Annotated in this window: 17 protein-coding genes and 2 pseudogenes; 9 read left to right on the plus strand and 10 right to left on the minus strand. The window is 62.2% G+C overall.

All coding sequences use genetic code 11. From position 1 onward, the window contains the following. Nucleotides 1-20: 20 nt before the first annotated feature. The gene (locus F6X59_RS19840) at nucleotides 21-1,211 is read right to left on the minus strand and encodes an MFS transporter (RefSeq protein ID WP_152957724.1); all 1,191 of its coding nucleotides are present in this window, start codon (nucleotides 1,209-1,211) and stop codon (nucleotides 21-23) included. A 94-nt stretch (nucleotides 1,212-1,305) separates the two neighbouring features. Between F6X59_RS19840 and F6X59_RS19845 the strand changes: the two genes are divergently transcribed. Continuing rightward, nucleotides 1,306-2,217 carry a LysR family transcriptional regulator gene (locus F6X59_RS19845; protein WP_152957725.1) on the plus strand — a complete coding sequence of 304 codons (912 nt, stop codon included), beginning with the start codon at nucleotides 1,306-1,308 and terminating at the stop codon, nucleotides 2,215-2,217. 85 nt (nucleotides 2,218-2,302) lie between these two features. Beyond that, entirely contained in the window at nucleotides 2,303-3,280 is a 978-nt protein-coding gene (locus F6X59_RS19850; RefSeq protein ID WP_152957726.1) for a D-2-hydroxyacid dehydrogenase family protein, read from the plus strand. 9 nt (nucleotides 3,281-3,289) lie between these two features. Here F6X59_RS19850 and F6X59_RS19855 read toward each other — a convergent pair whose 3' ends face one another. Further along, entirely contained in the window at nucleotides 3,290-3,733 is a 444-nt protein-coding gene (locus F6X59_RS19855; RefSeq protein WP_152957727.1) for an acetyltransferase, read from the minus strand. A gap of 459 nt (nucleotides 3,734-4,192) precedes the next feature. Between F6X59_RS19855 and F6X59_RS19860 the strand changes: the two genes are divergently transcribed. After that, nucleotides 4,193-5,191, plus strand: a complete 999-nt coding sequence (locus F6X59_RS19860) for a 5'-nucleotidase (RefSeq protein WP_256669374.1) — start codon at nucleotides 4,193-4,195, stop codon at nucleotides 5,189-5,191. Between the two features lie 43 nt (nucleotides 5,192-5,234). Here F6X59_RS19860 and trbK read toward each other — a convergent pair whose 3' ends face one another. Then, the gene (trbK, locus tag F6X59_RS19865) at nucleotides 5,235-5,414 is read right to left on the minus strand and encodes an entry exclusion lipoprotein TrbK (RefSeq protein ID WP_152957728.1); all 180 of its coding nucleotides are present in this window, start codon (nucleotides 5,412-5,414) and stop codon (nucleotides 5,235-5,237) included. 125 nt (nucleotides 5,415-5,539) lie between these two features. On the opposite strand from trbK, the gene F6X59_RS19870 reads away from it, so the two are divergent. Beyond that, nucleotides 5,540-6,310 carry an SDR family NAD(P)-dependent oxidoreductase gene (locus F6X59_RS19870; RefSeq protein ID WP_152957729.1) on the plus strand — a complete coding sequence of 257 codons (771 nt, stop codon included), beginning with the start codon at nucleotides 5,540-5,542 and terminating at the stop codon, nucleotides 6,308-6,310. 51 nt (nucleotides 6,311-6,361) lie between these two features. Here F6X59_RS19870 and F6X59_RS19875 read toward each other — a convergent pair whose 3' ends face one another. Both F6X59_RS19875 and F6X59_RS19880 read right to left on the minus strand, forming a co-directional pair. Beyond that, entirely contained in the window at nucleotides 6,362-6,805 is a 444-nt protein-coding gene (locus F6X59_RS19875) for a GNAT family N-acetyltransferase (protein ID WP_152957730.1), read from the minus strand. 25 nt (nucleotides 6,806-6,830) lie between these two features. Beyond that, entirely contained in the window at nucleotides 6,831-7,193 is a 363-nt protein-coding gene (locus F6X59_RS19880; RefSeq protein WP_152957731.1) for a hypothetical protein, read from the minus strand. Nucleotides 7,194-7,402: 209 nt separating this feature from the next. Here F6X59_RS19880 and F6X59_RS19885 point away from each other — a divergent pair, with 209 nt between their 5' ends. Then, a complete protein-coding gene (locus F6X59_RS19885; protein ID WP_152957732.1) occupies nucleotides 7,403-9,169 on the plus strand; it encodes an alpha/beta fold hydrolase in 1,767 nt (588 codons plus the stop codon). Nucleotides 9,170-9,325: 156 nt separating this feature from the next. Here the strand turns inward: F6X59_RS19885 and F6X59_RS28725 are convergent, their stop codons facing one another. After that, entirely contained in the window at nucleotides 9,326-9,796 is a 471-nt protein-coding gene (locus tag F6X59_RS28725; protein ID WP_256669375.1) for a hypothetical protein, read from the minus strand. A gap of 165 nt (nucleotides 9,797-9,961) precedes the next feature. On the opposite strand from F6X59_RS28725, the gene F6X59_RS19890 reads away from it, so the two are divergent. Beyond that, a complete protein-coding gene (locus F6X59_RS19890) occupies nucleotides 9,962-10,387 on the plus strand; it encodes an anti-virulence regulator CigR family protein (RefSeq protein WP_256669376.1) in 426 nt (141 codons plus the stop codon). A 45-nt stretch (nucleotides 10,388-10,432) separates the two neighbouring features. Here the strand turns inward: F6X59_RS19890 and F6X59_RS19895 are convergent, their stop codons facing one another. Further along, on the minus strand, nucleotides 10,433-10,813 hold the full coding sequence (locus F6X59_RS19895) for a hypothetical protein (RefSeq protein WP_152957733.1): 381 nt from the start codon (nucleotides 10,811-10,813) through the stop codon (nucleotides 10,433-10,435). A 216-nt stretch (nucleotides 10,814-11,029) separates the two neighbouring features. On the opposite strand from F6X59_RS19895, the pseudogene F6X59_RS29015 reads away from it, so the two are divergent. Next, nucleotides 11,030-11,185 (plus strand): annotated as a pseudogene (locus tag F6X59_RS29015) (FAD-dependent oxidoreductase); the annotation flags it as partial. Nucleotides 11,186-11,341: 156 nt separating this feature from the next. Here the strand turns inward: F6X59_RS29015 and F6X59_RS19905 are convergent. After that, nucleotides 11,342-12,343: a zinc-dependent alcohol dehydrogenase family protein gene (locus F6X59_RS19905; protein ID WP_152957734.1), complete on the minus strand. Its 1,002-nt coding sequence runs from the start codon at nucleotides 12,341-12,343 to the stop codon at nucleotides 11,342-11,344. A gap of 107 nt (nucleotides 12,344-12,450) precedes the next feature. Between F6X59_RS19905 and F6X59_RS19910 the strand changes: the two genes are divergently transcribed. Next, entirely contained in the window at nucleotides 12,451-13,329 is an 879-nt protein-coding gene (locus tag F6X59_RS19910) for a LysR family transcriptional regulator (RefSeq protein WP_152957741.1), read from the plus strand. Between the two features lie 60 nt (nucleotides 13,330-13,389). Here F6X59_RS19910 and F6X59_RS28735 read toward each other — a convergent pair. Together F6X59_RS28735 and F6X59_RS19920 are read right to left on the minus strand one after the other, a co-directional pair. Beyond that, nucleotides 13,390-13,479, minus strand: a pseudogene (locus F6X59_RS28735) (AraC family transcriptional regulator); the annotation flags it as partial. A 105-nt stretch (nucleotides 13,480-13,584) separates the two neighbouring features. After that, nucleotides 13,585-14,526 carry an aromatic alcohol reductase gene (locus F6X59_RS19920; RefSeq protein ID WP_152957735.1) on the minus strand — a complete coding sequence of 314 codons (942 nt, stop codon included), beginning with the start codon at nucleotides 14,524-14,526 and terminating at the stop codon, nucleotides 13,585-13,587. Nucleotides 14,527-14,624: 98 nt separating this feature from the next. On the opposite strand from F6X59_RS19920, the gene F6X59_RS19925 reads away from it, so the two are divergent. Continuing rightward, a complete protein-coding gene (locus F6X59_RS19925) occupies nucleotides 14,625-15,074 on the plus strand; it encodes a helix-turn-helix domain-containing protein (RefSeq protein WP_152957736.1) in 450 nt (149 codons plus the stop codon). Nucleotides 15,075-15,260 lie beyond the last annotated feature (186 nt).

Raw genomic sequence — 15,260 nt, forward strand, 5'->3', positions numbered from 1 at the left:
CATCGTGGCAGACAGCAGGGTCACCTCGGCGCTGTCGACCTTGAAGGCATCGCGCGCGCCCCCGGCGCCACCGGCCGCGTCCGCCAGGCGATGGTCAGCACCAGCCCCAGCACCGCCATCCCTGCCCCGGCATACGACACCGCCGGATACCCCAGCCCCGCATTGATCACCGCGCCACCCAGCGCCGCGCCAATCGCGTTGCCCAGGTTGAACGCCCCGATGTTCACCGCCGACGCCAGGTTCGGCGCGTCCTTCGCGGCTTCCATCACGCGCATCTGCAGCGGCGGTACCAGGGCGAAGCTGGCGATGCCCCACACCAGGATCGCCACCGCGGTCGGCAGCGACCAGCCCAAGCTGGCCGGGAATACCAGCAGCACGGCGATCAACACCGCCAGCGACACCATCAAGGTCCGTTCGATCGAGCGGTCCGCCGCTTTGCCACCCCACATGTTGCCCAAGGTCAAACCGATGCCGAACAGCACCAGCATGGCCGTGATGAAGGTCGTCGACGCCTGGGCCTGGTCGTGCAGGATCGGCGCGATGTAGGTGAACACGGTGAACATCGCACTGGAGCCGACCACGGTCAGCGCCAGCGCCGACAATACCGGCCCCCGACCGAGCACGCGGATTTCGGCCAGCGCACCGCCACTTTTCGGCAGCGGCAGGTTGGGCAGCGCGAACCACAGCGAGACCATCGCCACCAGGCCCAGGCCGGCAATACCCCAGAATGCCGTGCGCCAGCCCAGCAGCTCACCGAACCAGGTAGCCAGCGGCACGCCGCCGATGGTCGCCAGGGTCAGCCCCATGAACATCGCCGCCACCGCGCCAGCCCGCTTCTCGGGTGGCACCACGCTGGCCGCGACCACCGAGCCGACGCCAAAGAACGCACCATGGTTAAGCGAGGTGACGATGCGAGCGACCATCAGGCTCTGATAATCGGTGGCCATCGCCGACAGCAAGTTGCCCAGGGTGAAGATCGCCATCAGCCCGATCAGCAGGTAGCGCCGCGGGATCTTGCCGGTGGCCAGGGTCATCAGTGGCGCGCCGAGCAGCACGCCGACCGCGTAGGCACTGACCAGCAGGCCTGCCGCCGGGATCGACACGCCGAGGTCGGCGGCAATACCGGGCAGCATGCCCATGGGGGCGAACTCGGTGACACCGATACCGAAGGCACCGATGGCCAGTGCCACGAGAGGGGGATTGATACGCATACAAGGCTCCTTATCTATGACGGCAATGCTACGATCAGGCTTTTAAATGCACTAGACCGGTTTTACGGCAACCACCTTTGCACTGGAGGCACAGATGGAATTCAACGGGCGCTCCGGGGAGATGGAGGTTTTTGCCAGGGTGGTGGATGCCGGCAGCCTGTCTGCCGCTGGCCGCGAGCTGGGCCTGACGCCCTCGGCGGTGAGCCGCATCATTGCCCGCGCCGAACAACGCCTGGGCACGCGCCTGCTGCTGCGCACCACCCGGGCAATCACCCTGACCACCGAGGGCGAGGCGTACCTGCGCGGGGCGCGGCGCATCCTGGCCGACCTGCTGGAAGTCGAAGAGTCGATCACCGATCAGGGCGTACCACGCGGGCGCTTGCGGGTCAGCGCGGCGCTGGGGCATGGGCGGCAGACAGTGGTGCCGTTGCTGACGGCGTTCAGCGCGCTGTATCCGCAGGTGCTGGTGGACCTGACGCTGAGTGACGAAATCGCCGATATCCATGGCGGCCAGGCCGATGTGGCGCTGCGCTTTGGCCAGCTGCCGGACAGCTCGCTGAGTGCACGCTGCATCGGCCATACCGGCCAGGTGGTGGTCGCTTCGCCCGAGTACCTGGCACGCTGTGGCACGCCGCAGGTGCCGGAAGACCTGGCGCAGCACAACTGCCTGCGCTTCAACTTCCGGCGCGCAGCACCGGATTGGCCGTTTCGCCGGGCGGGGGAAGATTTTTCACTGAAGGTGACGGGGAATATCGAGTGCAGCAGTGGCGAGGCGCTGGCGCAACTGGCCAGGCTCGGGGCGGGGGTTGCCCGGATCGGGACCTTTACCGTAGCCGATGAGCTGAAAAACGGCCAGCTGGTGGCGCTGCTGGAGGACTACAACCCAGGTGACCGGGAGCCACTGCACGCGGTGTTCGTCGGCGGGCCGGCGATGCCGGCACGGGTGCGGGTGTTTGTGGATTTTCTGGTGGAGCATCACCAGGGCTGGCCACTGACTTCAGCCTGACACCGTCTTGCAAGAGCACCTCGGCAAGGCCGCCTTCAAAGACCGCGTTATGCTTAGTCGCAACTCACCTTCAGGACCGACCAAGATGCGCATTGCCATCCCCGACGACTACCAGGACGTCATCCGCTCACTCGACTGCTTCAAGCGCCTGGCCGGGCATGAAGTGAGCGTGTTTCACGACAAGCAGCCTGCCTCGCTGGACGAGCTGGCCGCCCGCTTCGCCGATGCCGACGCCCTGGTCCTCACCCGCGAACGCACACGCATCGATGCTGCCCTGCTCGATCGGCTGCCCAACCTCAAGCTGATCAGCCAGACCGGCAAGGTCGCGGGCCATCTGGACCTGGACGCCTGCACCGCCCGCGGCATCGTCGTTAGCGAGGGGCGCGGCTCGCCAGTGGCACCGGCGGAGCTTGCCTGGACGTTGATCCTGAATGCGCGGCGCCAGTTGGTGCCGGCGATCGAAGCGTTCAAGCAAGGCCAGTGGCAGGTCAACCTGGGCCAAGCGGTGGCCGGCCAAGTGCTGGGAATCTGGGGCTACGGCAAGATCGGCCAGCGACTCGCCCGCTACGCCCAGGCGTTCGATATGCCCGTGCTGGTGTGGGGCAGTGAAGGCAGCCGGGCAGCGGCCGAGGCGGATGGGCACCGGGCAGCGGCATCACGCGAGGCATTTTTTGCCGAGGCGGACATCGTAAGCCTGAACCTGCGGTTGTCAGCGACAACGCGCCATGGGGTGACCTCCAACGACCTGTCGCGGATGAAACCTGATGCCCTGCTGGTGAATGTCAGCCGCGCCGAACTGATTGCACCCGGGGCCCTGCTGCAAGCGCTCGACGCCGGCAGGCCGGGCTTCGCGGCGGTGGATGTGTTCGAACAGGAGCCGATACTCGAGCCGCACCACCCCCTGCTCACCCACCCGCGGGTGCTGAGCACGCCGCACCTGGGCTATGTGGAGAAGAACGGCTACGAGCTGTACTTCGGCGATGCCTTCGACAACGTGGTGGCGTTTGCCCAAGGCACTGCGCAGAACGTCGCCAACCCGCAGGCGCTGACGGTGCGGCGCTGATCTGCGGGTTTACGCCCGGTCAGGCAAGGCCATATGCAACAACGGGAACGGCCGGCCTTCGCCGTCCAGCGGCGAACGCCCGGTCTGCACGAAGCCGTAGTGCAGGTAGAAGCCCACTGCCTGCGGATTCTGCTCGTTCACGTCGACACTCAAGGTATCGCGCGTGTTGCGGCAGAAATCCAGCAGCGCCCGGCCAATACCCTGACCACGCAGGTCAGGATCGATGAAGAGCATTTCAACGTGGTTTTCATTGAGCCCGATAAAGCCCAGCGGCTTGTCTTCAGGGTCGACAGCCACCCACAGCTCGACGGCATGCAGGTAGACGTCGCGCAATTGCGGCAGCAAGGCGTCGATGTCGGACGCCTGTAGAAAGTGATGAGTTGCGCGCACGGCGCGCAGCCAGATGTCGACCAGCCGAGGGTGATCGGCAGCGATAGCTTGGCGAATGATCATGGAATCATCCTGAATTTTCTGATGACGGATTATCGGTGCGCCTTGGCAAGGCGACCGTACTCATGTCGGCATCATGTATGCCCGCTTCGCGAATCAACGCCTGGGCGGTGCACGGCAGAACAGCCGGATAGGTAGGAAGCGCCTATGCTACCCACCCTTGCCGTCGAGGTAAAGACGGTTACGGGGGGATGGATGAGGTCGATGAAGGGATCGGTGCGGCATCTTCAGCGTGAAGACCGCCTGCTCACCCAGCAGTTGCCTGATGCAATAATGGGACTGGTCTGCAACATCCGACATGACATTGACCAGCACCAGGCGCACAGCGTGGCTGCCAGGGTAAAGGCAATCAAATTGTCGGCAATGGGCATGCGAATTCGGGCCTTGGCTGAGCTCGGGCGCAGATTAGCATGGCGTTAGCCTATGATGGTGGCTGGCCCACCGCCTTTCTCAGGACAGCCCATGCCCTACCCCATCGAACAGAAACTCGTCGTCGGCGTCGCCTCCAGCGCCCTGTTCGACCTGACCGTCTCCGACAATATCTACCAGGCCGAAGGCGTCGAAGCCTATCGCCTGCACCAGGAAGAAAACCTCGACGTGCCCTTTCCCAAGGGCGTGGCCTTCCCGTTCATCCGCCGCTTCCTGAGCATCAACAAGGCCTTCCCCGAGCAACTGCCGGTGGAAGTGGTGCTGCTCTCGCGCAACTCGCCGGAAACCGGGCTGCGGGTGTTCCGCTCGATCAACCATTACAACCTGGACATCACCCGCGCAGCGTTCATGTCCGGCCGCTCACCCTACGAATACATCCCGGCCTTCAATGCCTCGCTGTTCCTCAGCGCCCATGAAGGCGACGTGCAACGTGCGATCGACGCCGACTACCCGGCGGGCCTGGTGCTGCCGACGAAGATCTACGATGACGAGATCGACACCGAGCTGCGGGTGGCCTTCGACTTCGATGGCGTGATTGCTGATGACGAGGCGGAGAGCGTGTACAAGCAGCGCCTGAACCTGGATGAATTCCAGGCCCATGAGCGCGATCGCAAAGCCATCCCGCACCAGCCGGGGCCGCTGGCAGACCTGTACCGCAAGCTTTCGCTGATTCGCAAACTGGAAGACCGCAAGTTGGCGCAAGACCCAGCGTACCAGCGCATCCTGCGTATCGCGATCGTCACGGCACGCAATGCGCCGGCCCATGAGCGGGTGGTGACGACGCTGAAGAACTGGGGGGTTTCGCCGGATGAGTCGTTCTTCCTTGGCGGGATGCAGAAGGACCGCGTATTGCAGATTCTCAAGCCGCACATGTTCTTCGATGACCAGCGCAGCCACTTGTTCTCGGCCGCCGGGGATCTGCCGATGGTGCATGTGCCATTCGGGATCGCCAATAGAGTGCGGCCAGAAGCGATAACCGATGATTCGATTGCAGAGGAAAAACCCGAAGGCCGGTGCGCCCGGGATGCGTGAGCATTGGTGGGGCTGTGCGCTCGTGAATACGACCAAGCCTCGTTCAGGGTGACTGCCTAGGCATGCACTTCTCCACCAGCGTATCCCGGTTGGGATTGTTGGGGAGTGTCTTCAAACGATCGGGCTGGCAATGCTCATCGGACACCGCATAGTGAGAAGAGTCGTCGCCACAGGCCGCCAGCAAGGCAGCGATGAAAATCACAAGTACGGATTTGCGAATCATCTGCTCACTCACTCCATTGACGGGCGGAGGTTTGGCAAAAGCAAAGACGTTTGCCAAAAGCTTAGCGCGTCACAGGGCGAGTTCAATGCCAGACTGGTACTCATTTCACTCGCGTGAGGTACTGCATGAGCCTGATACCCAACCTCAATGGCCAAGCCAATGTCCTGATAGTCGGCGCCAGCCGTGGCATCGGCCTGGCGCTGTGTACGGCCTTGCTGGCGCGTGAGGAGGTGGCCAGGCTCTGGGCCGTGTCGCGCAACGCCAAAGGCAATGACGACCTGGCAGAACTCACCCGGCAACACGGCGAGCGCCTGGTGCTGATGGATTGCGACGCGCGTGACGAACCAGCGCTCGCGGCACTGGCAACCGAACTCGGGCATGCCTGCGATCACCTGCACCTGGTCATCAGCACCTTGGGCATCCTCCACCAGGACGGTGCCAAGGCAGAGAAAACATTGGCACAGCTGGACCTGGCCGGCCTGCAGGCAAGCTTCGCGACCAATGCCTTCGCACCGATATTGCTGCTCAAGCACCTGCTGCCCTTGTTGCGCAAGGAGCCCGCCACCTTTGCCGCGCTGTCCGCCAGAGTGGGGTCGATCGGCGATAACCGCCTGGGCGGTTGGTACAGTTATCGGGCCAGCAAGGCGGCGCTGAACCAGTTGCTGCACACCGCCAGTATCGAGCTGAGGCGCCTGAACCCGGCCGCCTCGGTACTGGCGCTGCACCCCGGGACCACTGACACAGCGCTGTCGCGGCCGTTTCAGGGGAATGTGCCAGCGGGCAAGCTGTTTGACCCAGCGTTCGCCGCACAATGCGTCATCGCGCAAGTGGGGCGGTTGGGGCCTGCGGACAGTGGAGGGTTCTGGGCCTGGGATGGCCAAACCATTGAATGGTAAGCCCCTCGCCAACCGTCAGTGCGCGCTGGAAAGGGGCAAACGCTTCGCCAGTCATCGGGTCTTCTCCATCGGCTGGTAGACCAGCCCGGCAAACTCACCCACATCCCCGGCCAATTCGAAGCCGTAGCTCAGGTATGCGGCCACGGAGGGTAAGGAAGCCCTGACGGTCACGACCTGGCTTCTGGCGTGCTTCAGTGCCTCATTCATCAGCCGCGCGCCCACGCCCCGGCGTTGCCATGCGGGCGCCACAAACAGCATGGCTACGTGACGGCCTTCCTTGAGTTCGACCAGGCCGCAGATGAAGCCATCCGCTTCACAGAGCAAGATCAGGTTGTCGCCTTCCATACGTTCGCTGAACGCGCGCTCGGCAGCCACTGCAGCGAACGTCTGCGCGCCCTGCTCCGGCAGCGATGGCGCCACTGCCTGCGTGAATGCCTCCAGACAGAGGGCGCTGGCGCGGGGCAAGTCTGCGTGGGTCAGTTTGCGTATATGCATGCTTGTCATCTCGGCAGTCGGCTTGTCAGTCGATTAACTCGACATAACTGGACTCGCCGCCTCCCTGCGCACCGGACAACCAACCCCAGACGAAGTGCAGCGTTGTGCGGCCATTAGTGTCCTCGCCCACCTCGCCACGCGACCAGCCAGCAAGCAGCTCACCTTCGGTGGTGATGCACTGAAAAAGCAGTTCGAAGGTATGGGTGCCGGTTACCCGACCGACCTGATTGCCCAGGCGGATGCGGCCGCCTTGGTAAGTGCTGGTGATGGCTTCGCCGTCGACAAAATAGCGGAATACCGTACCGCTACCCGATAACCCCTGGCTGTTGCTGGCGACGGTGAAGCGACGGTTGTGCAAACGCGCGTACATATAAGAAGAGTTATCCATGACCCTCGTGCCTTCACGTGACATTCCATTTCAGACAACCGAACCCTATCTGAACCGCGTGGCTATTACCATCCGACCGTCCGGACACATTGACCTGTCCCCTCGTCATGAAATGAAAAATCGCTGACGTGCGATGAGAAGTGGCCGCTGCCACTGCTGCCTTAAAGTCGGTGCACAACAAAACCGTGCCCGCAATCCCGAGAGCAGCCATGAGCAGATCCACCCGAAAGAGCGAGACCGCGCGCCCCTCCCCGCGCGCGCGCAAGCAGGCCGATCGCCCGGACAACACTCAGCAGCAGGCGTTGATCGGCGCCGCTGCCAACCACACCCCAGCGGCCAACCCGCTGGTCAGCATGCGCCCGGCCGACCTGGCCAGCTGGGCCGGCTGCCTGCTCAAGGCCGTGGGCAAATCGCCGCTCAAGGCGGGGGCTCATGCAGGTGGCTACCTGAATTCGCTGCGCAGCATCGCCAGTGGCCGCTCCTGCATCGCGCCAGACCCGAAGGACAAGCGCTTCACCGATCCAGCCTGGCAATCCAACGCTTTCCTGCGCGCACTGCTGCAGAGCTACCTGGCCGGCCAACGTGAGCTGACCGGCTTCATCGAGGCCAGCGACCTTGCCCCACAAGACAAGAGCCGCGCGCGGTTCATCGCAGCATTGCTGGCCGATGCCCTGGCACCGAGCAACTCACCGCTGACCAACCCGGCAGCGCTGCGCAAGATGGTGGACACCGGCGGCATGAGCCTGGCCAGGGGCGTGGGCCAGTTCGGCCATGACATCCTGAACAACCGCGGCCTCCCGAGGCAGGTCGACAGCGCGCCGTTCAAGGTTGGGGAAAACATCGCCACGGCCAAAGGCGAAGTGGTGTTTCGCAACGAGATGTTCGAGCTGCTGCAGTTCGCCCCCACCACCGAAAGGGTCTATGCCCGGCCTCTGGTGATGTCGCCGCCGCAGATCAACAAGTACTACGCCATCGACCTGTCGCCGGAAAAAAGCCTGATCAAGTGGATTCAGGACAGCGGCGTCAGCCTGTTCGTCATCAGTTGGCGCAACCCCAGCCGCGAGCATCGCGACTGGGGCCTGGCCGACTACGCGCTGTGCCTGGACCAGGCGGTGGACGTGGCGCGCAGCATCACCCGCAGCCCGGATGTGAACATGTGGGGTTCCTGCTCGGGTGGCATCACCCTGGCGGCCTACCTGGGTTGGCTGGCGGCCCGTGGCGAAGGCCGCAAGGTCGCCAATACCTGCTGGGCCGTGTGCGTGCTCGACATGCCCTCGGCGCTGGACGACACCGACCTGGGGCTGTTCAACACGCCGGCGGCGCTGCGCGCGGCCAAGGCCAGCTCCCGGCGCAAAGGCGTGCTCAGCGGCCAGGACATGGCCCGCATGTTCGCCTGGATGCGCCCGAACGACCTGATCTGGAGCTACTGGGTCAACAATTACCTGCTGGGCAACAAACCGCCGGCTTTCGATATCCTGGCCTGGAACAACGACACCACGCGGCTACCGGCCCAGCTGCACGCTGACTACCTCGACCTGATCCAGCAGAACCCTTACGTCAACCCGGGTGCCCTGGAGATTGCCGGCGAGTTGATCGACATGCGCCAGGTGCAGGTAGGCGCCTATGTGGTTGGCGGCACCACCGACCACATCACCCCCTGGCAGGGCTGCTACGGCACCGCCCGGCTGTTTGGCGAAGATGCTACCTACGTGCTGTCCAATGCGGGGCACCTGCAGAGCCTGGTGAACCCACCGGGCAACCCCAAGTCGTTCTATTACGCGGCACCGGCCACTGCCGAGGCGCCTGAAGCCTGGCTGCAGAACGCCGGTGAGCGCCAGCAAGGCAGCTGGTGGCCGCACTGGCGCGAATGGATCGGGCAGCGCTCGGGCGACAGCCGGGTGGCGCCGAAGAAGCTTGGTTCGCGCAATTACCGGCCCTTGGGCCCCGCACCTGGTACCTATGTCATGGCGCGTTGAGTCATCAGTTTCCAGGCCTGCGGTGGGCCTGTGGCAGGCCCCCCTGCCAGAGGCCAGGCCCGTAGTCCGTACCTACCAGAACGTATCAGCAAAAAAGCCCAGCATAGGCTGGGCTCTTGGGTACGCTAAGGTTGGTACCGCATCGAAGCTGTCAAATCATCGATCGTTCTTCGAAGAGGACTCGACGGCGTTGGATAGTCCTCTGGAATTGTCATCACCTGGAGTGGTTCGTGAGATGGCAGTGGATTTGGCCAAACCACGAGTGTCCTTGGAGTGAGCAATACCCGAGGTGGTGGTTCCGTGACCCTTGTCACTGTTGCGCGAGCTCCCGTAATGGTTACCGCTTACACCATGGTCGCGTGTGGCCTTGCCAGCGTGATCGCTTTCAGCGCTCTTGCCGTTTCCGCTGGCCCCGCCCATACCACCTGCATGCCCACTTCCATGTCCGCCGCCATTCCCGCCACCGTTACCACCTCCACCGCCATGACCACCACCGCCGCCACCGCCACCGCCACCGCCACCACCTTTGGCATAGGCGGAACCAATAGGTGAGATATCTGCGGGCACGAATGCAGTCATCCCGAGTGCCAATGCGCAGGCAAAGACAGCAACCAGGGGTTTTCTCATTGTTATTCGCCTCCAGAGGCGCGTGGGGGAGCTTAAGTGCTCCTCAGACCGAGAGCAGGCGCTTAAGTTCTTGAATCCCGACAGAATGCTGGCTACCTCAGATGCATTGCCTTCGCGAGTAAGTTGACTATTCTGTGGTGGGATAAAAAATCAAGGAATGCTCCCATGAGAAGGAAGTTGAATGTCGCCGTAGCCCTCTCTCTGGCACTGGTTGCAAGCCCGATGTTGCTGGCCGACCCCGGAAAAGGGAAAGGCCACGACAAGGGTGGGCAACACGCAAACCAGGGCCATCAGGGCAACAGCAACGACTGGCACAATGGGCCTTCCGTTGACTTGGGCGGGGTGCGCGTCATCCTCAATGACAATCGTGATTACTGGAATCCAGGCCCTTCTTTACCGCCAGGTATCCAGAAGAATCTGGCACGCGGCAAACCTCTCCCACCTGGGATCGCCAAGAAGCTGGACAGCCGTTTAATCGGCCGACTTCCCCGTTACGATGGCTATGAGTGGCAACAAGCCGGAACTGACCTGCTGCTTGTGGCAATTACCTCAGGTCTGATCTATGAGGTGCTGCATAACGTTCTGGACTAAGCCCCATCGCCAGCCCTATCAAGAGCCACCCCACATGCCTCCCGTTCATGACGCCGCCCAGGTTTCATGGAGATGGCGCCACAGAACGCGATCCCCCTGAAGGCTGAACAATGCCGTCGAGAGCCGTGTCTTTGCGTCCTGGCCGGGCAGAAGGTGTGTCTCTTGATAGCGGACCACTGCGCCCTCCGGCCATTGCGCCAAGGTTTCCAACCCGGAGAGCTCGATGGTCAACCCCGGCTGGCTACCTGCACGCATTGCGAACAAGGTGGCTACATCCTGCCGGCAAATCTGCAAGCCAGTAGGCGTGATCATGGAGAAGTCTGGCGTGAAGCGCTCGATCATTGCCTGCACCTGGCCCTCCCCTCTGGCGAAGAGCGCCTCGATCAGTACGTGCAGGTCTATGACTTCTTGTAGATAAGGATTCATGGCGTTTCAGTCCTGTTTCGGTAGCCGATTATGAATGATTCCCCGGAAAGCTGTAGGAACTGCAATCATCAGTGAACCTTCGTGGCGGGGGGCGTCGTTCTGGGAGATGCTGCGGGCGTTATGGGTCGTGGCATGTGCAGGATTTTCCAACCTTGAGTGCCGGCCTGTCGGGCCCACTGACGCTATCGGCACGTCGACAGAACGGAGGTAAACAAGGTGAATGTTCAGGACAAGCTGATTGTCGTAATTGGCGCAGGCATCATGGGGGCATCACTGGCGTATCACCTGGCGCGTAAAGGCGCGAGGGTCACCGTGGTCGATGCTGAAGGAATAGCGTCGGGCGTGACTGGCCGTTCATTCGCCTGGAGCAACGAGAATGGCACCTACGCTCAGCGCTACGCCGCTGGTCACAAGCAACCGGTGATGAGCGGCTGCTCTCGACCCAGGTGCCCTTCGTGGAGGACAGCTATCGGCCAGAAGTGGACGCTTCTAACTGTTTGTACGGATAGAGCCCTGGAACACCAAGACCTATTCACTCACCAGTTGAATGACCGTTTTGCCCTTGCTGCGACCTCCTGCGACCTGGCGAAATGCCTCGTTAACCTCTGCCAGCGCAAAGTGCTGCTGATCGACTCGAATGGTCAGCTGCCCGGCATTGGCCAACAAAGCCGCCTCGCACAGGATGTCCCCATGGTGGTCGCGCCCCGTGCCGGTGAGCAACGGCGTCAGGGTGAACACGCCCGAGTAGGTGGCGCTTTTGAACGATAGCGGTGCGAGGCTGTGCTGGCCCCAGCCGAGGCAACTCAGTACGTGTCCGGTATAAGGCTTCACGGCCTGGAAGGACGCATCCAGCGTGCTGCCACCCACGGTGTCATAAACGATGTCGAACCCCTCACCGGCCGTGTACTGCTCGACATAGGCCTCCACGCTTTGCGTCTGGTAGTCGATTGCCGTGGCGCCCAGCGAGCGAATGAAGTCGAGATTCGCCGCCGAACCGGTGGCGTAGACTTCGGCACCGCGCGCCTTGGCCAGTTGCACCGCGACTTGGCCGACCCCTCCCGCACCGCCATGGATCAGCACCCGCTGGCCGGCATGGACATTGGCGCGATCCACCAAGCCTTCCCAGGCGGTGATGAAGACCAAAGGCAAAGCGGCAGCCTCACGCATGCTGAGCACATGTGGCTTTGCCGCAATCAATCGGGCATCCACGGCGATGTACTCGGCCATGGTGCCTTGAGCACCGCCGATCCCGCCGGCCATGCCGAAGACCTCCTGGCCGGGCGTGAAGCCCTCGACCGCCGCGCCCAGCTCGACGACCGTGCCGGCCAGGTCCAGACCGAGCACCGCCGGCAGTGCCTGGCGGGCGTGTGTTCCCGCGCCAGTGGCGATCTTGGTATCGAGTGGGTTGACCCCCGCGGCGTGAACCTTGACCAAGACCTGCCCCTTATCAGGAACAGGGCGAGCCATGTGGCGGACGGCCAGCGGGGCCTGGGCGGACTCGGCGATAGCGGCAAGCATGGTCTGATTCATGACGGGCACCTCTGAATGAATGGACGCTTACAGGTTGCCCCGTCTTATCCATTCTGATAAGAAACTAAATTCGCATATCACTCATTCCTCAAAGAGGCCTAATGGCGATGGACCTGTTCGACAGCATGCGCATCTTCGTGCGCGTCGTGGAGCGTGGCTCGTTCTCGGCGGTCGCGCGCGAACTGAGCATGGGGCAGCCTGCGGTGAGCAAGCAGATCCGTGCGCTGGAGCAGTATCTGGGCGGGCCAGTGTTCGCCCGCAGCACCCGGCTTCTGGCCCTGACCGACCAGGGGCAAGGCTTTTACAGGCACTGCCAGGAAATTCTCGGCCAGCTCGACAGCGCCACCCGCAGCTTCGCCAGTGGCCAAGAGCAAATTGCCGGTCCCCTGCGAATCGCCGCACCGGTCAGCTACGGAAGGTTGTGCATAGCGCCACTGCTTGGGACCTTTCTACAGCGCCATCCCGATGTGCGGATCGACCTGCGCCTGAGCGATCACAACGAGGATCTGCTCAAGGAAAACATCGACCTGGCGATCCGCATCGGGGTGGTCAAGAGCGAGGGGCTGGTGGCCGTCTCTCTGGGCACCAGCACGCGGCGGGTCTATGCCGCGCCCATCTATCTGGATCGCCACGGCCTGCCAGGCGAGCCCGCCGACCTTGCAAACCACAACTGCATCGCCTTCACCCTGCTGGAGCATTACGATCGCTGGCACTTCACCTGCGGTGCGCAAGCGCTCGATGTCGCCATCAAGGGCAACGTCACCAGCAACAGCAGCGAGGCCATACGTGGGATGGTTCTGAGCGGCCTGGGCGTTTCCCTCTCTCCGGAATGGCTGTTCGCAGCAGACGTCCAGCAGGGCAACGTGCGCAGCGTGCTCGACGATTACCAGACCACCGCGCTGCCAGTCAGCGCCGTGTTCAGCCGCGAGCGACGACGCTCGGCTCGGACGATGGCGTTCGTCGATTTTCTCCGGGAGCATTTGTAGCTGCTCCCAAGCGGGACGAAGGCCCGCGCGCGCTGCCGTAACAGGCAGACCTGTTAGGTCTCATGCCGTGTTCTGCTGCAGCCATTCCCTCGGGCTTGCGCCCACCTTGCGACGAAAGGTGCGGGCCAGCGCAGACGGAGTTTCGTAGCCCGAAAATCTAGATAACTTGTCGTCCTCTAAACGTTCAACCCCGGTTATCAGCGTCCACTGTCGAGCCGAGGCGTTTCTCGGCATGTCAGCTATCTGTCGTCGCGCTCACTTGCCCCCAAGGTTCGCCCGAGCCCATTGCTCAGCTGTGGTTACTGGAATCGACTGCTGTTCGTTGAAGGTTCCCGCTTTAGGCCATGCCACACCTCTGCCCTGTGCGAATACAGCACGGTACTTTTTGATGTGATGGGTAGGGTCTTTTCTCAGCTCATCCATCAGGTACGGAACAGTCCACACGTTAGTTTTGAACGGACGACCCAGCGCATGTTCGAGGATGTTCGCGACTTGTCCATACGACACCGTGTCACCTGAGAGATAGACAATTTCGTTGCGCAAGCGAGGTTCGAAGAAGACGATTTCCGCCGTGAGAGCCCCGATGTCGTCTGGTGTGGTGAGCGTCACGCTGTTCTCAAGACTGCCGAGAGCGTTAACGGTGTCGTTGTCGAAGTCGACGACCTCAAATACGGGCTCGAAAAGGAAGCTGGTGAACATGCCCGTCGAGATAATTACCCATTCGGTTTTGTCTTGCGCGCGAAGCGCCTCGCGTACATCGAGTTGAGCATCGAAAAGATCTTGGGGGCTGCCCCGACCGATCACTTCGAAATCCACGCCAAACTGCCACGGGAAGTAGCGCTTCACGCCCGACCTTAGCGCTGCTGTCGCCAGTTTCATGGGAGTTTCTCGACCCGCGACCATGCCGGCACAGCCTATGACAGTATCGAACCGGGCGAACACTTCAGCTAGCTGTTCAATTGAATCGTTCACCAGATCCGCAGCGACCATCTGAATGCCCAGCCCACGAAGCTCGTTGATTTCGGCCTTTTTCGCCGGGGTCTGGGTGTTGATGGTCGACTCCCGGAGAAGAACGCTGATTTGGGAACCAGGTGCGCGTTTGGCCACCCGCGCGAGATTGCGCAAAACCGGTAGACCAAGTTCCCCAGCGCCGAGAACAAGGATGGATTGAGGGGCAAGCGGGGTTGCTTCGGTCATGATTTCTCCTGAGGCGTAATGCCTATAACATGAGCGAATGCTGGCATGATCAGGCAGTACTCGTAAGAAGGCACACGTGTGATACCTAGGAGGAATAAATGACCAATCAGGACGCTCTGAGCCAGGCAGAAGCTATCTGCCAAACGCTCCGAGAAGATGATGATGGCGTCAGGCGGGAAGTCCTCGCTCACGCGGGTAGCCGATGGTCATTGGGCATCCTGCATGCCTTGGGCGTGTACGGCACGATGCGCCACGCCGAGATAAAAAGGCAGATGACTGGGGTGACCCAGCGAATGCTGACCAAGACGCTACGTGCCATGGAGCGAGATGGATTACTGCTTAGACGGGAGTTCGGGGAAGTTCCGCCGCGCGTCGAATACGCGTTGACGCCGCTGGGTATGGAACTGTTGGTTCGGATGTCCCCCGTTTGGATGTGGGTGGTCGAAAACGCCGAGGAATTCCGCAAGGCGCGTCGCGCTTTCGACAGTCAGGATGACAAGAAACCCGCCTGGCAAATCCCCACCCCGGCGCTCTTTAATCCAGAGTAATCGATAGCGCGCACTTCTCGTTCAGGTCAGCAGCACTCGATCTGACCTCGCCAAAATCGAACGCCCGCTTTCGGCTTACAGCCGCCCTTCGCGGAGGGCAGCTTTGGGTCCAGGCTGTGTGAAAACGCCTGCGATTGTCTAACCTTCTGATCGTCGAGATCGCGGCGGGGACGATCATGAAGCGAT

Origin of the sequence: Pseudomonas sp. MN1F (genome assembly GCF_009391885.1) — a bacterium.
In the GTDB taxonomy this organism is placed as follows: domain Bacteria; phylum Pseudomonadota; class Gammaproteobacteria; order Pseudomonadales; family Pseudomonadaceae; genus Aquipseudomonas.